The 16,265-nt window shown below is 61.4% G+C and carries 11 protein-coding genes; 9 read left to right on the top strand and 2 right to left on the bottom strand.

Going from position 1 to position 16,265, the window contains the following annotated elements:
- The first annotated feature begins 360 nt into the window (after positions 1-360).
- The gene (gene pedF / locus EBS11_RS26285) at positions 361-846 is read left to right on the top strand and encodes a cytochrome c-550 PedF (protein WP_035824926.1); all 486 of its coding nucleotides are present in this window, start codon (positions 361-363) and stop codon (positions 844-846) included.
- A gap of 34 nt (positions 847-880) precedes the next feature.
- Complete coding sequence (locus tag EBS11_RS26280; RefSeq protein ID WP_290608088.1) at positions 881-1,714, top strand: transporter substrate-binding domain-containing protein; 834 nt, start codon at positions 881-883, stop codon at positions 1,712-1,714.
- 153 nt (positions 1,715-1,867) lie between these two features.
- Here the strand turns inward: EBS11_RS26280 and EBS11_RS26275 are convergent, their stop codons facing one another.
- Positions 1,868-4,006, bottom strand: coding sequence for a TonB-dependent receptor (locus EBS11_RS26275; protein WP_290608086.1), 2,139 nt, complete (start codon positions 4,004-4,006; stop codon positions 1,868-1,870).
- Between the two features lie 204 nt (positions 4,007-4,210).
- Between EBS11_RS26275 and EBS11_RS26270 the strand changes: the two genes are divergently transcribed.
- The 7 genes from EBS11_RS26270 (at position 4,211) to EBS11_RS26240 (ending at position 13,884) form a co-directional block, all read left to right on the top strand.
- Positions 4,211-5,167, top strand: coding sequence for a beta-propeller fold lactonase family protein (locus EBS11_RS26270; protein ID WP_290608085.1), 957 nt, complete (start codon positions 4,211-4,213; stop codon positions 5,165-5,167).
- 336 nt (positions 5,168-5,503) lie between these two features.
- Positions 5,504-7,024, top strand: coding sequence for an aldehyde dehydrogenase (gene adh / locus EBS11_RS26265; RefSeq protein WP_290608083.1), 1,521 nt, complete (start codon positions 5,504-5,506; stop codon positions 7,022-7,024).
- Between the two features lie 52 nt (positions 7,025-7,076).
- Positions 7,077-7,472 carry a DUF779 domain-containing protein gene (locus tag EBS11_RS26260; protein WP_290608081.1) on the top strand — a complete coding sequence of 132 codons (396 nt, stop codon included), beginning with the start codon at positions 7,077-7,079 and terminating at the stop codon, positions 7,470-7,472.
- Positions 7,473-7,525: 53 nt separating this feature from the next.
- Positions 7,526-9,262, top strand: a complete 1,737-nt coding sequence (locus EBS11_RS26255; RefSeq protein WP_290608079.1) for a PQQ-dependent methanol/ethanol family dehydrogenase — start codon at positions 7,526-7,528, stop codon at positions 9,260-9,262.
- Positions 9,263-9,563: 301 nt separating this feature from the next.
- Positions 9,564-10,724 (top strand): porin, encoded by a 1,161-nt coding sequence (locus EBS11_RS26250; protein ID WP_290608077.1) that lies wholly within the window; start codon positions 9,564-9,566, stop codon positions 10,722-10,724.
- 48 nt (positions 10,725-10,772) lie between these two features.
- Positions 10,773-12,884, top strand: a complete 2,112-nt coding sequence (locus tag EBS11_RS26245; protein ID WP_290608075.1) for a 4Fe-4S binding protein — start codon at positions 10,773-10,775, stop codon at positions 12,882-12,884.
- Positions 12,874-13,884, top strand: a complete 1,011-nt coding sequence (locus EBS11_RS26240) for an FAD:protein FMN transferase (protein WP_290608070.1) — start codon at positions 12,874-12,876, stop codon at positions 13,882-13,884. Before EBS11_RS26245 ends, EBS11_RS26240 begins: the two co-directional genes overlap by 11 nt.
- A gap of 1 nt (position 13,885) precedes the next feature.
- On the opposite strand, the gene EBS11_RS26235 is transcribed toward EBS11_RS26240, so the two are convergent.
- Complete coding sequence (locus tag EBS11_RS26235) at positions 13,886-15,874, bottom strand: sigma-54-dependent Fis family transcriptional regulator (protein WP_290608064.1); 1,989 nt, start codon at positions 15,872-15,874, stop codon at positions 13,886-13,888.
- Positions 15,875-16,265: the final 391 nt, after the last annotated feature.

Raw genomic sequence — 16,265 nt, 5'->3', positions numbered from 1 at the left:
CGCTGCCTTTGTCGTGTAACGTCGCTTAACTTCCGCGATAAATCAGGCCATCCCTCCGCTCCTGTGCTGTTTGCTAACACGGTTCTTCGCCATCAGACGATTCCTTGAGCTACAGCAATGCCTCGCAGCAGGTGCCAAGGAATGCCAATGAGATTGCCAGGTTTTGCCTGTGCGTATCACTTTCGAGCAACAGGAGCAGGCCAGCATCTGCACGCTCCCCGGCGCCTGGCGCGCACGGTGACACAAATGGCTGTTGCAGCTGTTCCAAATTGATACATGGCAGGCCCGCTATGGGGCATGTATGCATGGCACGGCATTTGCTCTTCTTGGATATTCACTAAAAAAACCAAGGAGACCAGCATGACCTATTCCATCCGTACCCTGCTCGGCGTTGCCGCCGCTGGCGCCGTCGCCCTCACTTCCTTGCTGACCTTGCCGCATGCCTATGCGCACGGCAATGTCACGCCGCAAGGCGTCGACACCACGGGCTTGCCCAAGGTGGGCGACAAGTGGCTCGAGCAAAACCCGTATCGGGGCAACAAGCTGGCCTTGACGGTGGGCACGTCGGCCTACAACCAGAATTGCGCGCGCTGCCATGGCATCGAAGCCATTTCGGGCGGCATCGCCCCCGACTTGCGCCAGCTCGATCGCGATTGCTTCGGTATCAAGAATGAGACAAAGAAACAGGCTTGCTACAAGGAGACGGACAATTACTACCTGACCACGATACGTCACGGTAAAGTGCGCAATGGCGCCGTGTACATGCCGCCGTTCGAGGGTGTGTTCAACCAGGAAGCCATGTGGGCCATCAAGACTTATCTCGAAACGCGCCGCGAATCCAATTAAATCTAACTGATACGATTGATTACAAAGGAGTCCCATGCGTTCATTTCAACTCCGGGGTGCGCGCGCGATGATCTCGCTCGCTTGCCTGGCGCTGTGCGCAGCCGCGCCGGCGCGTGCCGACTGGCAGAAAGTGCAGCAGTCGGGCAGCCTGAAAGTGGCTGTGTATAACGAGTTTGCCCCGTTTTCCCACAGGGGCGTGGGCATCGACATCGATATTGCCGAAGCGCTGGCGAAAAAGCTGGGGCTGAAACTGAGCTTGCTGCCATTTCCCGCCGGCGAAAACCTGAACGACGATTTGCGCAATATGGTGTGGAAGGGCCATTACCTCGGTTATGGTCCTGCCGACGTGATGCTGCACGTGCCGGTCGATAAGAAATTGATGGCAGACAACGATAAGGTGGAAATCTTTGCACCGTATTACGTGGAAACGGTGCGGCTCGCCCGCAGCGCGCATGCCGTGCCGCAATTCGATGGCGTCGCTTCGTTGGCCGGCAAGCGCATCGGCGTGGAAAAGGTGTCGATTGCCGCCATGCTGATGTTGGGGGAAGATAATGGCAAATACCGCGATGATGTGCGTATTTTCGATACGGCGGCGGAAGCCTTGCAGCAATTGCAGGCGGGCCAGCTCGACGCCGTGCTGGCGAATCGCTCGGAGATCGAATCGGTGTTGAAAAGCGATCCCGCCTTCCCCCTGAGCGAGGTGGCGTTCGCGCGGCTGCCGCGTGCGGGCTGGGCCGTGGGCCTTGCCGTCAGCCGCCAGCAGCTCGATGTGGCCAAGCTGCTGCAGGCGGCCATGAACGAAATGGCGGCCAGCGGCGAATTGAAAGCCATCTTCGAGAAATATGGCGTGAAGGAAGCGCGCCCATAACAGGCCATGCTCATCACAAAAAAAGCCCGCGCATCGGAAGACGCGCGGGCTTTTTTTTTCATGAGAGCGCCTGAAAAATGTTCAGGGCAAGGCACATGGCCGAAGGCGGCAAAAATCAATGCAACCGGGCCATGGACCTTTTCTCAGCTGTGCTTAAAACGAGTATTGGGCGCTGACACCCAGCAACCAGTTACGCCCCGGCGCCGCCTCGTAGTAGCGTTTGTTGCTATCGCCGACGATGACGGAGCCCACGTAGGTCTTGTCAAAAAGATTGTTCAGGCGGGCAAATTCCTTGAAGCGCCAGCTGCCTGCATTTTGCTTGGCATTGAAGCGCGCATTGAATACCGTGTAGCCGGGCGCCGGTTTTTCGCTGTTGCTGTCTTCCGCATAGACCTGGTTGCTGGCCACGCTTTCCAGCGCAGCGCCGAAGCGGTCCAGCGTGTCCTTCCAGGCCAGTTCCGCGAACAGGTTGGCGCTGGGCACGCCCGGCAGGCGACTGCCTTCGCGCACGGCGCCGAAGGCCTGGTCATACACGGCGTGCAGGCTGGTGAGGGCCACTTTCGTCGTGAAACCGTACGGCAGGCTGGAGTCCAGCGATAATTCCATGCCCTGACGCAAGGTCTTGCCCGCGTTGCGGTAGCTCGTACGCCCGCCGCTGGAACTGTCCACCACCAGTTCATCGTTGGTCTTGATCTGGAACAAGGCTGCGTTCACGTGCGTGTTGTTGGCGATCCTGGCCTTGACGCCCGCTTCCAGGTTGGTGCTGGTGGCTGGTTTCAAGTTGAAATTGAAACCGCCGCCCGTGCCCGAGTAAAACAATTCGTTCAAGGTAGGCGCTTCGAAGCCGCGCGCGGCGCTGGCGTAGACGTTGACGTCCGGCGTCAGTTTATACAGCAGGCCCAGCACCGGCGTCGTGTGGCTGAATTCCAGGCTGCCGCTATCGTTGCCGTTGCTGAGGAAATGGTCGTCGACGGCCACTTTCATCTTGCTGTAACGCAAACCTGCGCTGAGCAGCCACGGTCCGCTTTGCCATTCCGCCTGGATATACGGATCGAGGCTGGAGACGATATCCTGCTCGTCGCGGCGCAGCTTGCCTTTCACGCCAAACGTGTTGCCGATGTAATTTTCATAGCCGGTGCGGTCGTCGCTGGAGCGGCCATAGTCGATGCCGATGGTGGTGCTCAGCTTGCCGCCAGCCAGCTGGTTCACGTGCAGCCAGTTGGTGTCGATGCCGTAGAACTGGCGCTGGAAATCGACCACGCCGCCCGAATGGCTGGCCGGCGCCTGGAAACCCTTGGTGAATGCCTGATACTGGATGACGTCGCGGTTGCCGCCGTAGGCCGTCACGTGCAGGCGGTCGTCGCCGAACGATTGCTCATAGGTGGCGCCGATTTGCTGATGGTCGATACTCTTGCGCGTGTTGTAGCGCTCGGCCAGGGTGCGTTTCGGATTTTGCGTGTCCGTCGTATCGATTTCGCCGGCGCGCGGGTTCGCGGCAAAGGTCGCCCAGGTGGCGCCCAGCGGATCTTGCGTGTTGCCTTGGTGCAGGCTATTGGCGACGATGGTCAGCTTGCTGTCCGCCGTGGGCTTGACCGTGATCTTGCCGAACGCCTGTTCGCGCGTGGCGGCGCTGTGGTCGCGGAAACCGTCCGTGCGGAAGCGGGAACCGTCGAGCACGTAGCCGATGCCGCCCGCCTGGCCCTGCGCCGACAGGTCCACCTTGCTGGTGCCGTAGCTGCCGCCCGTCACATTCAGTTCGACGGAAGGGGGATTCTGCCCATCCTTGGAAAACAGCTGGATCACGCCGCCCGAGTGGTTGCCGTAGATGGCGGAGAACGGTCCGCGCAGCACTTCGATGCGCTCGGCCGTATCGAGGTTGAAGGTGGCAGCCTGGCCCTGGCCATCGGGCATGCTGGCGGGAATGCCATCGCTGATCAGCTTGACGCCGCGCACGCCGAAGGCCGAGCGGGCGCCGAAGCCGCGCGACGAGATCTGCAAGTCCTGCGCATAGTTCTGGCGGTTCTGCACCACCAGGCCCGGCACGGCGGCCAGCGCTTCCGACGCATTCACGCGGATTTGGCCGTCCTGGATGCGGGCGCTGTCGACCACGTCGATGGAGGCCGGCACTTCCTGGCTGGGATGGGCAATGCGGCTGCCGCTGATGACCACCGTATCCATGAGTTGCCCATTGACGGGGTCAGCGACCTCGGCGGCAAAGACGTGGGGAGCGAAAGTGGCGCTGCCGGCGACAAACAGGCTGGCGATGGTGTTCAGGCGGAAACGATGCTGCATGCGGGTTCTCCAATGTGAATAAAAGCCTGCTTGGTCGCGTGCGCGGCGCAGGTCTGCATAGTTGTGTCAAGCAATATGCCTGCCATGTCTCCATTGGTGGGCGGAAATTATACGCCTGTCAGTGGCACGGCGTTTGCATGCAGGCATCGTCACTTGCGCCGCTCCCGCGCGCTCTTCCTGTGTGTTTCCATTGAAAAGGTGATTATGCCCAACTTTCTCTTCCGCTTGCGCCAGGCTTGGATGTTGTTGCCTGCGCTTGCCTGCACGGCCGTCCAGGCGGCCCCGTTTGCCTACGTGCCCAATGAAAAGTCGGGCACCTTGAGCGTGATCGATACGGCGACCGACCAGGTCGTGCGCCAGATCGCGGCTGGCAAGCGCCCGCGCGGCATCGCTGCCGACCCCACCGGACGGCAATTGTTTGTCACGGACGCCGCCAGCAGTGCCTTGCTGCTGATCGATAACGATGCTGGCGCACCCTTGCGCAAGGTCGCGCTGGGCAAGTCGCCCGAAGGCGTCAGCGCTTCCCCCGACGGCAGCCTGGTGGCCGTGGCCGTCGAGGAAAACAACAGCGTGGCCTTGCTCGATGGCCAGACGGGCGTCTTGCTGGCCGATATCAAAGTGCAGGGACGCAATCCGGAACACGCCGTCTTCAGCCCGGACGGGCGCTGGCTGCTGGTCAGCGCGGAAGAGGCCGAGCAAGTCGATGTCATTGATGTGGCGCAACGCCGCCAGGTGGCGTCCGTCGCCGTGGGCCTGCGTCCGCGCGGCATCGGCTTCAGCCCCGATTCCGGCCTGGCCTACGTGGCCTGCGAACTGGTCAATGCCGTCTACGTGATCGACATGACGGCGCGCAAGGCCATCGCCACCATTCCCGCGGGTAAGAACGCCAACGGCATCGTGGTCCATCCCGGCGGCAAGCAAGTGTATGTCTCGAACGGCATCGATGGCACGGTGATGGTGATCGATACGGCCAGCCACCAGGTGACGGCCACCATTGCCGTCGGCAAACGCCCGTGGAACATGGCCATCACGCCGGACGGGACCAAACTGTACGTGGCCAATGGGCGCTCCAACAGCGTGTCCGTCATCGACACGGCCAGCGCGCGCAAGGTGGCCGATATTGCCGTGGGTGAATTGCCATGGGGGGTGGTAATTCGGTAGTGGTACAGAGCAGGTGTTCCAGTCTGGTACACCTGTTCCATTGTGCAGCGGCGCAGGGGCGCGGCAACAAGGCTGGCCCGGATTGGAACAGCACCCCGCCGCCGTGTTCAAAACGCAAACAGCAAGCCAGCATCGATCCGGCTCGGGCGTATGGGCGAAAAGCGCGCCGGTATTGACGCCACGCCCTTGTAACAAGGGTAAAACCGGCTAAGTTTGTAGTGGGATGGCGAGCTGGCACGGCATTTGCGGAAGACACCGTGTACTCACCCCATCTGTACCAGGACGTTTGATTTTTATTAAAGCAACTCCATTCTAATTAACCCGATAGAGGACGACATGAATCTCGCAGACATCAGCAAACTGGGCGTGGCCAATCCCTTCAAGCAACGCTATGACAATTACATCGGCGGCAAATTCGTTGCCCCGGTAAAAGGTGAATACTTTCCCAACGTGACGCCCATCACGGGCTTGCCATTTTGCGAAATCGCCCGCTCCACGACGGAAGACGTGGAACTGGCGCTGGATGCGGCCCATGCGGCCAAGGATGCGTGGGGCAAGACGTCGCCGGCCGAGCGCGCCAACATCCTGAACCGCATCGCCGACCGTATCGAGCAGAACCTGAGCCTGATCGCCACGGCGGAAACCATCGACAACGGCAAGCCGATCCGCGAGACGATGAATGCCGACATTCCCCTGGCCATCGACCATTTCCGTTATTTTGCCGGCTGCATCCGCGCGCAGGAAGGTTCCGTCGCGCAAATCGATGCGGAAACCTATGCCTATCACTACCATGAGCCGCTGGGCGTCGTGGGGCAGATCATTCCGTGGAATTTCCCTATCCTGATGGCCGTATGGAAACTGGCACCGGCCCTGGCCGCCGGCAATTGCGTCGTCCTGAAACCGGCCGAGCAGACGCCGGCATCCATCATGGTGTTGATCGAGCTGATCGGCGACCTGCTGCCGCCAGGCGTGCTGAACATCATCAACGGTTTCGGCCTGGAAGCGGGCAAGCCACTGGCCTCGAGCAAGCGCATCGCCAAGATCGCTTTCACGGGCGAAACGGGTACGGGCCGCCTGATCATGGGCTATGCCGCGCAAAACCTGATTCCCGTCACGCTGGAACTGGGCGGCAAGTCGCCGAACATCTTCTTTGAAGACGTGATGGATGCGGATGATGATTATTTCGATAAGTGCCTGGAAGGCTTTACGATGTTTGCGCTGAATCAAGGCGAGGTGTGCACCTGCCCATCGCGCGTGCTGATCCAGGAATCGATCTACGAGAAATTCATCGAACGGGCCCTGAAGCGTGTGGCGGCCATCAAGCAGGGCAATCCGCTCGACTCGGCCACCATGATCGGCGCCCAGGCTTCGCAGGAGCAGCTGGAAAAAATCCTGTCCTACCTCGACATCGGCCGCCAGGAAGGCGCCGAAGTGCTGGCCGGCGGCGAGCGCAACACGCAGGCGGGCGACCTGGAAGGCGGCTACTACGTGCGTCCGACCGTGTTCAAGGGCAATAACAAGATGCGCATCTTCCAGGAAGAGATTTTCGGGCCCGTCGTGTCCGTGACCACCTTCAAGGACGAGGCCGAAGCGCTGGCCATTGCCAATGACACCTTGTACGGCCTGGGTGCCGGCCTGTGGACGCGCGACGGTTCGCGCGCCTTCCGCGTCGGCCGCGCCATCCAGGCGGGCCGCGTGTGGACCAATTGCTACCACCTGTATCCGGCCCACGCCGCATTCGGCGGCTACAAGCAATCGGGCATCGGCCGCGAAAACCACAAGATGATGCTCGACCACTACCAGCAAACGAAGAACTTGCTGGTGAGCTATAGCCCGAAAGCCCTGGGCTTCTTCTAAATCGGCAACAGGCGCCGCGCCTTCCAGGGCGCGGCGCGCAGAAAGGGATGCCATGAGTGCAGCAATTGCCAGGGTGGTCGCCACCGATGCGGCGCTGGAAATGATGGACAAGTTGCGCGAGCGTCACGGTCCGCTGATGTTTTTCCAGTCGGGCGGTTGCTGTGACGGCAGTACGCCCATGTGCTACGCGCTGGGCGAGTTCGATGTCAGCGATACCGATATCTATCTCGGCAATTTGAATGGCACACCGTTCTACATGGGACTCGAGCAATTTGAGTACTGGGAGCATACCCAGTTGATTATCGACGTGGTCGATGGCAATGGCGGCATGTTTTCACTCGACAACGGTACGGGCAAGCGTTTCCTGACGCGCTCGCGCCTGTTCACCGATGAAGAGTGCGCCTTGCTGCATGCCCAGCCGCATGAACACGGCAAAAAAAGCAGCTGAGCGTTACACACACATACTAATAACAGAGGGAGATGATTGTGCAGAAAAAAATCATGGGGATACTCATCGGTTTGGGCATGGCTACGCTGGCCCAGGCGGCCGACGTGGGCAATGTCACCACCGCCATGCTCGACAGCACGGCAAAGAATCCGGCCAGCGTCCTGTCGTTCGGCATGGGCACGCAGGGCCAGCGTTATTCGCCATTGACGCAGATCAATGACAAGACCGTGGCCAAGCTGGTGCCGGCCTGGTCGTTCTCGTTTGGCGGGGAAAAGCAGCGGGGCCAGGAATCGCAGCCGTTGATTCACAACGGCAAGATGTTCGTCACGGCCTCGTATTCGCGCATCTTCGCCATCGACCTGAAAACGGGCGCCAAGCTGTGGAAATATGAACACCGCTTGCCGGACGGCATCATGCCATGCTGCGACGTGGTCAACCGCGGCGCGGCCCTGTACGGCAATCTGGTGATCTTCGGCACCCTGGACGCCTACCTGGTGGCGCTGGACCAGAACACGGGCAAGATCGTCTGGAAGGAGAAGGTCGACGACTATGCGGCCGGCTACTCGATGACGGCCGCGCCGCTGATCGCCGAAGGCTTGCTGCTGACGGGCGTGTCGGGCGGGGAATTTGGCATCGTCGGCCGGGTCGAGGCGCGCAACCCCATGACGGGCGACCTGGTGTGGAGCCGTCCGACGGTCGAGGGCCATATGGGCCACCGCTACGACAAGGATGGCAAGGCCATCGACAACGGCGTGTCCGGCACGGCAAATAAAACGTGGCCGGGCGACCTGTGGAAAACGGGCGGCGCCTCGACGTGGATGGGGGGCACCTACGATCCGCAAACCAAGCTCGCGTACTTTGGCACGGGCAACCCGGCGCCGTGGAACAGCCATCTGCGTCCCGGCGACAACCTGTACTCGTCGTCCACCGTGGCGCTGGACGTGAAAACGGGCCAGATCAAGTGGGCGTACCAGAACACGCCGAACGACGCCTGGGATTTCGACGGCGCCAACGAGTTCGTCACCTTCGACATGGATGGCAAGCGCTACGGCGGCAAGGCCGACCGCAACGGCTTCTTCTATGTCATCGACGCCAACACGGGCAAGCTGCAGAATGCCTTCCCGTTCGTGAAGAAAATCACCTGGGCCAGCAGCATCGACCTGAAGACGGGCCGGCCGAATTTCATCGCCGCCGGCCGTCCTGGCGACCCGACCAAGGGAGAAGAAGGCAAGAAGGGCACGACCGTGTTTGCCGCGCCCGCCTTCCTCGGTGCCAAGAACCAGATGCCGATGGCGTATTCGCCGCAAACCAAGCTGTTCTACGTTCCCGCGAACGAATGGGGCATGGATATCTGGAACGAGCCGATCAGCTACAAGAAGGGCGGTGCCTTCCTCGGCGCGGGCTTCACCATCAAGCCCCTGTTTGACGACTACATCGGCGCCATGCGCGCCGTCGATCCGAAGACGGGCAAGATCGTCTGGGAAATCAAGAACAACGCGCCGCTGTGGGGCGGCGTGATGAGCACGGCCGGCAACCTCGTGTTCTACGGCACGCCGGAAGGCTTCCTGAAAGCCGTCGATGCGAAGACGGGCAAGGAACTGTGGAAATTCCAGACGGGCTCCGGCGTCGTGGCGCCTCCCGTCACCTGGCAGGATGGCGACACGCAATACGTGGCTGTCGTTTCCGGCTGGGGCGGCGCGGTGCCGCTGTGGGGTGGCGAAGTGGCGAAGAAAGTCAACTTCCTGGAACAGGGCGGCTCCGTGTGGGTCTTCAAGCTGGCATCGAAGTAACGGGGTGAAGCGCCCGCTCCAGTCGGATGGGTGTCTCCCTGTCTGAACGGTTGTAACAGGCGGGCGCTTTCTTTTTGCTGACGGCCCAGGCCGTCAGTTTTTTGTTTACACGGTGGTCTGGTCCGCGCGCTGGCGGTCAAAAAAGGAACACCGGCGGCGGCGATTGATCCGCCGCTGCACAGCTTAAATGGGCTTTTTCTCCTTCTCCCTCTGAGTCCCGCTGGGCACGCTTATTGCCAAAGCTTGAGGTACATCAATCACTGATGTGCACACTAAAAACAGAGAAGAAAGAGGAGAAGAAATGAACACATTGATCAAGCTGGGGAGCCTCGGTATCATGACAATCGCAGCGGTGGGACAGGCGCACGCCGTCGATATCAAGGCTGGCGACTGGACCGTGTCGGTGGGCGGCATCGTCAACGCCTATTACACGCAAGTGTCGTGTTCGGGCGACGCCGTGGGCGGGCTGGCGCTGGGCGGCCAGGCGCTCGGTTGCGGCGGCGAGAAGGACCGCACCACGATCGGCAATGGCCTGTTGCCGAATGGATTGATCACTTCCGCCTCGTCGCGCCTGGGCGAGTATGACGTGAAAGCCTTGATCGGCATCTACAACTCGACGGCCACGGACAGCGCCATCAGCCAGAACAGCGTGGTCGATGTGCGCCAGGCCTTCTTTACGTTTGGCAATGAACAGATGGGCACTTTCAAGCTGGGCCGCGACTACGGCATCTTCGGCGCGAACGCGATCCTGTCCGACATGACCTTGCTGGGCTCGGGCGCACCCGTGCAGGCCACGCAGCGGGGCCGGGTGACCCTGGGCCATATCGGCGCCGGCTACACCTATCTGGGCAACTATGGCCAGATCATGTACAGCTCGCCGAAGTCGGGTGGCTTTGGCGCCGATGTGGCGCTGGTCAGCCCCGTGTCGGACACGCCCATCGTGGCAGGCTCGACCTATTCCTCAAAGTCGAGCCCGCAAGTGCAGGCGCAGCTGACGTATACGCAGGACGGCTTGAAAGCCTGGCTGGGCGTGAAGTCGCAGAAATTCACGTCGAAAACGCCAGGTGTCGATGACCTGACCATGCGCGGCGTGGAAGTGGGCGGCTCATATCAGATGGGCCCGGCTGGCGTGCTGGTCAATTTCCAGGGCGGCAAAGGGCTGGGCATCCTGTCCGATGCGGACCAGGGCGATACCAAGTCAAAGAACTGGCTGTTGCAAGGCACGTATAAAACGACGGACAAGCTGAAACTGGGCTTGTCCTACGGCATCAGCAAGAACGACGACAACACGGCCGGCACGGGCGGCTTGAAGTCGAACGCCAACCTGACCCTCGGTGCGTATTACTCGCTCAACAGTGCCATCACCCTGGTGGGCGAGCTGGGCCAGACGCGCTCGAAGGGGTTTGCGGGCGGCGAGGCGAAGATGAATGGCGTGTCCTTGGGCGGCATCATTTTCTTCTAACCAATGAATGCGGCGCCGGAGGTAGCGGCGCCGCGCGGAGCACAGTGCATGCGGATACTGCGGTTGTTCATCGGATGCTGGCTATTCCTGTTTATCCTGGGACAGGCATGGGCGGGCGTGCTCACCAAGGCGGAACTGGCCCGGCGCTTCCCCGCGCCGCTGGTGGTGGGCGAGAAGGAAGCCGACTTGCCCGTCTGGCCCCTGTTCAAGCAGAACGCCACGGCCACCGAGCTCGTTGGCTATGTCTTCGAGTCCGTGGACCTGGCGCCCATTCCCGGCTTTTCCGGCGTTCCCGTCAATCTATTGATCGCCATCAATCCGCAAGGCAGTTTTCTGGACGTCGCCGTCCTGTCGCAGCACGAACCCGTGTTTCTCGATGGCTTGGGCGAAGCGCCGTTGTTCCAGTTCGTCAAGCAGTACCAGGGACTGTCGCTCAAGCAGAACATCGCCATCGGTGCCCGGACGAAACGGGCAACTGATGCCACCCACGCCGATATCGATGGCGTGTCCAAGGCGACGGCTTCCGTGCGCATCATCAACCAGAGCGTGCTGGCGGCCGCCTTGAAAGTGTCGCGCAAAAAACTCGGTTTCGCGCAAGGCCGCGATCCCGGCCAGATCGCGCGCATCCGCATGGATGTATTCAAGAAACTCAGCGTGGAGCAAATGCTCGCGCAGGGCTTGATCCAGCATGTGCGTCTCAGTAACAAGGACGTGGAAGCCCTGTTTGCCGGCAGTCCCGGCGCGGGACTCGATGCGGACGCCACGCGCGCGCCGGATGATGTGTTCATCGACCTCTACCTGGCGTATGTTTCTGTGCCGGCCGTGGGGCGCAATCTCTTGACGGAACGCAGCTGGAACAAGCTGCGCAACCGCCTCGACGACGGCGACCATGCCATCCTCGTCATGTCGCGCGGGCGCTACAGCGTGCTGGGCGACGATTTCGTGCGCGGCACGGTGCCGGACCGGCTGCTGCTGAAGCAGGATGGCTTGCCCATCGACATGCGCGACCTGGACCTGGAATTGAACCTGTCCGATGCGGGGCCATTGCCGACGGAAAATATCGCCGTATTGCGCGTCATCAGCCAGGCGGGACTCGATGTCGCCAGTCCGCTGGCGTTTACCATGCCGATTACGCGCAGCAAGGGCATCGTGTATCCGGAACGCATCGCGCGCAACGTGGATTTCAGCTACCGCTTGCCGGCAGATTTTTACACGGCGCCGCAAGGTGACGATGCCAGCTGGCGCGGCACGTGGCAGGGACGCCAGGTGGAACTGATGGTGTTGCTGGCCGGGCTGGCGCTGCTGGCCGGCGCGCTGGCCAGCCAGAAACGCCTGGTGCGCGATGGACGGCGATTCGTCTGGTTCCGCCGCCTGTTCCTTCTATTTACCATCGCTTTCATCGGTTATTACGCTCAGGGGCAGTTGTCGATCGTCAATCTCACGGGTGCCATCCAGGCGCTGCTGGCGGGACGCAGCCTGGGCTTTTTCCTGTTCGATCCGATGACGGTGATTTTGTGGGCTTTCGTGCTGCTCAGCCTGCTGATCTGGGGGCGCGGCACGTTCTGCGGCTGGCTGTGTCCGTTCGGCGCGTTGCAGGAATTCACGGGCAAGCTGGGCCAGTGGCTGCGCTTGCCGCAGTTGAAGATCAAGCCGCGCCTGGACGGCCGCTTGAAATGGATCAAGTATGGCTTGCTGGCAGCCATTCTTGGCAGCAGCTTTTTTTCCAGCCAGATCACGGACAAGCTGGTGGAGCTGGAACCGTTCAAGACGGCGATTACCCTGAATTTCGTGCGTGCCTGGCCGTTTGTCGTGTATGCCGCGGGCTTGCTGCTGCTCAGTAGTGTTTCCTATAAATTCTTTTGCCGCTATCTGTGCCCGTTTGGCGCGGCGCTGGCGCTGCTGGGAAAGTTTCGCCTGTTCAACTGGATTCCCCGTCGCCAGGAGTGCGGCACGCCCTGCCAGACTTGCCGCCACCGCTGCGAGTATCACGCCATCGCGCCTAGCGGGAAAGTCGATTATGGCGAGTGTTTTCAATGCATGGATTGTGTGGTGATTCATGCCAGCGACCAGAAATGCGCGCCCTTGATGCTGGAAATCAAGCGTGCCCGCACCATCCCCATCGTCCGGGCCACGGCAGAGGAGAGCAGTAATGCAGCGTAGAACCTTTCTTTCCGCAGCGATCGGCAGCGTCGCCGGCATGGCGGGCTTGTCCTTGCCTGGCAGCATGGCGCGCGGCACGGTCACGGCATGCGGCGTGCGGCCTTATCGCGGTGCCGCGCTGGCGTTTGGCACGACCATCGCCGTCACCGTGTTGCATCATGACCAGCGTCAGGCCGAGCTGGCCATTGAAGATGCCTTGCATGCGGCCAGGAACATCGACCGTCTGATGAGCATATACAGCCCGGCCAGCCAAGTCTTCCAGCTGAACCGCGATGGCCGCCTGGCCCGGCCAGATGCGCATCTGCTGGCCGTCCTGGCCCAGGCGCAAGCCTTGTCGCGCTGGAGCGACGGGGCGTTTGACATCACCGTGCAACCTTTGTGGCAGCTGTTCCGTGCGGCGGCGGACCGGGCCAGCCTGCCGGCGGACACCTTGCGCCGCGCGGCGCAGGCGCGGGTAGGCTGGCGGCAGCTGGCGTGGGATCGCCGCGAAGTGCGTTTTCTGCAACCCGGCATGGCGCTGACCCTGAATGGCCTGGCGCAGGGCTACGCGGCGGACCTGGCCTTGGCGGCCGTGCAGGCGCGCGGCATTCGGCACGCGCTGCTCGATACGGGGGAATTCATCGCGCGCGGCCAGCGTGGCGTGCGGCGTCCCTGGACCCTGGGCATCCAGGACCCGCGCGACGGCGAAATCCTGGCGGCCACCCTGAAAGTGGAAGGGCGCAGCGTGGCCACGTCCGGCGACTACGAATGCACGTTCACGCCCGACTTCGTGCATCACCATATCTTCGATCCCGCGAAGGGGGATTCGCCGGGCGAACTGGCCAGCGTCACCGTGCTGGCGCCCACGGGCTTGCTGGCCGACGGCTTGTCGACGACCTTCATGGTGACGGGAGCCGCCCGCGCGCATGCCTTGGCCGCGCGGATGGACGGGATCGACCTGATGACCATCGACAAGCGGGGCCGGCGTGAGATGTCGCCCGGCTTTCCCCGTCTACTCTAGGCTATTTCAGATGCGGCACCTTGCGATAGATCGTGTTGCGCGACACGCCCAGGGCCCGCGCCGTGGCCGAGACGTTGCCGCCGTGGGCATCGAGCGACTTGAGGATCACGCTCTGTTCCATTTCTTCCAGGTTGGCGCCGGCGGCGATCATGCGGTCCGTGTTGGCGCTGGCGGCAGTCGCTTGCGTCATCTCAATATCGTCGAGGAAATCATCGGGCATGTGGCGCAAACAGATTTCATGCTCGTCACCGGCCATGACGATGGCTGTGCGCAACAGATTGGTCAGCTGGCGGAAGTTGCCCGGCCACTTATGCTGGTGAAACATGCGCAGGATGTCCGGCGCCACCGTGTAGCGCGTGTCGGGCGCTTCCGTCGCCAGGATCTTTTTCACGACCGTATCGAGGTCCGTGCGTTCGCGCAGCGGCGGCAGTTTGACGACCAGGCCGTTCAGGCGGTAATACAGGTCTTCGCGGAACAGGCCCTTGGCCATGCGTTCGCGCAAGTTGTGATTCGTGGCGCAAATGAGTTCCACGTTGACGGTGATCGATTTGCTGCTGCCCAGGGGTGTGACCATGCGCTCCTGCAATACGCGTAACAGCCGCGCCTGCAGGCCGAAAGGCATGTCGCCGATTTCATCGAGGAAGAGGGTGCCGCCGTTCGCCTGCAAAATCTTGCCTATCGCCCCTTTCTTGCGCGCGCCCGTAAATGCCCCGTCTTCATAGCCGAACAGCTCGGACTCGATGAGGGTTTCCGGAATCGATGCGCAATTGACGGCAATAAACGGTCCCATGGCCCGTGGCGAATCGTTGTGGATGGCTTGCGCCAGCAGTTCCTTGCCCGTGCCCGTTTCGCCCATGACGAGGATGGGAATGTCGCGTCCCAGCACCTTGTTGACCTTTTCGATCACCAGTTCCAGCTGCGGATCGCCCGTGCGCAGGTAGCGCAGGCCGGACAGGCGCCGCGCCGCGTTGGCCGCATGGCTGGCCGAGGCGGGAACCTGGACCGGGGTGGCGTTGACATCGCTATGGTCCGTGCTGGCGGCAAAACCATGCTGGAAGACACTATTGGACAGCCGCAACTGCGCGCGGCCATACACGCGCACGCCGCTGTGCATGCACAGGTTCAGCAAACCGGGTGATGCCGTGCGGTAATGGTCGTACAGGGCGGACACGGGCAAGCCGAACAGGGAGCTGAACGTGTGTGATTGCAATGCGGCAAAGGACAGGCCCAGCTGGAACAAGCCATTCTTGTTGGCCGATAAAAACCGGCCGCCGGGCGTGAACGAGGCGATACCCTCCATCAAGGTGCCGATGAATTCGGGACGCGCGTGGAAGTGCACGGTGATGGCATCCTCGAAGGTGGCGGAAAACAGCTGGTTTTCGATCATCAGCGCCGACATGCGCACGAGGGCCATCGTATGCTTGTGGAAACTGCGCTGGTCGCTGGAGACGTCCAGCACGCCGATGACGTTGCCGCGGTGATCGGTAATCGGCGCGGCGGAGCACGTCAGAAAATGGTTGGCGGCCAGGTAGTGCTGGTCCGCATGGACCAAAGTCGGTACTTTTTCCGTGATGGCCGTGCCGATGGCATTCGTGCCGCGGCTTTGTTCCGACCATGCCACGCCCGGCTGCAAGGCGACCCGGTTGGCTTTCTCCAGGAAGTCATCGTCGCCCAGGGAATGCACGATGACGCCGTTGGCATCCGTAAGAATCACCATATTGTGGGTGTTGACGATTTGCTGGTACAAAGTTTCCATGGCCGGCAGCGCGTGCGTGTGCAGCATGCGGTTTTGCTCGATGAGCAAGGACAGGTCGGATTTGCCGGCCGGCGTAAAGTCGGGCGTGGCCGTGGGCGACAGGCCAAAGGCGACGGAACGCTGATGGGAGGTTTCAATGATGACAGGAACGTTGTCCTGTCCTGCTGGTGAGGTGTTCGCATCTGCAATAGACGAAAACGGTGCGCTACGGTAAGTAGCTGACGGTTGATACATGATCTCGTTGCCTCCGTTGGGCCCTGTACTGCGGCGCTCTTTTGAATATCGAGAGTGTTCCATAATGTAGCACCTGTTACAGATGGGAGCAAAGCAAAGCGAGCCGGGCTGTCCCCGGTGTTGCTGCCTGGCCCAGAGTTGCTCCCATCGGCGGTCGGTACGTATGTTGGTCTAAGCAAGTGCGGTGCCAGGGCTGTTTCAAGAGGGGCGGAAAAATAGCCCTTGCGGGGCCGGCAGCCCTTGGCTATAATTCGCCCCCTCGCTGAACGACGCATGTAAATGCCGAGTAAAGCAGGGTGAAAAAAGAAGGTTGACGAAACGAGCTAAACGCTTCATACTCTTTCTTCTTCGCAGCTGACAAACACAACGCTTTGTCGATAGCGCGAAAGCA

It is taken from the genome of Janthinobacterium sp. (genome assembly GCF_009923995.1).
Classification (GTDB): domain Bacteria; phylum Pseudomonadota; class Gammaproteobacteria; order Burkholderiales; family Burkholderiaceae_D; genus Janthinobacterium.
Note: the sequence above shows the minus strand (reverse complement) of the source record. Positions and strands in the feature narration are given on the sequence as shown.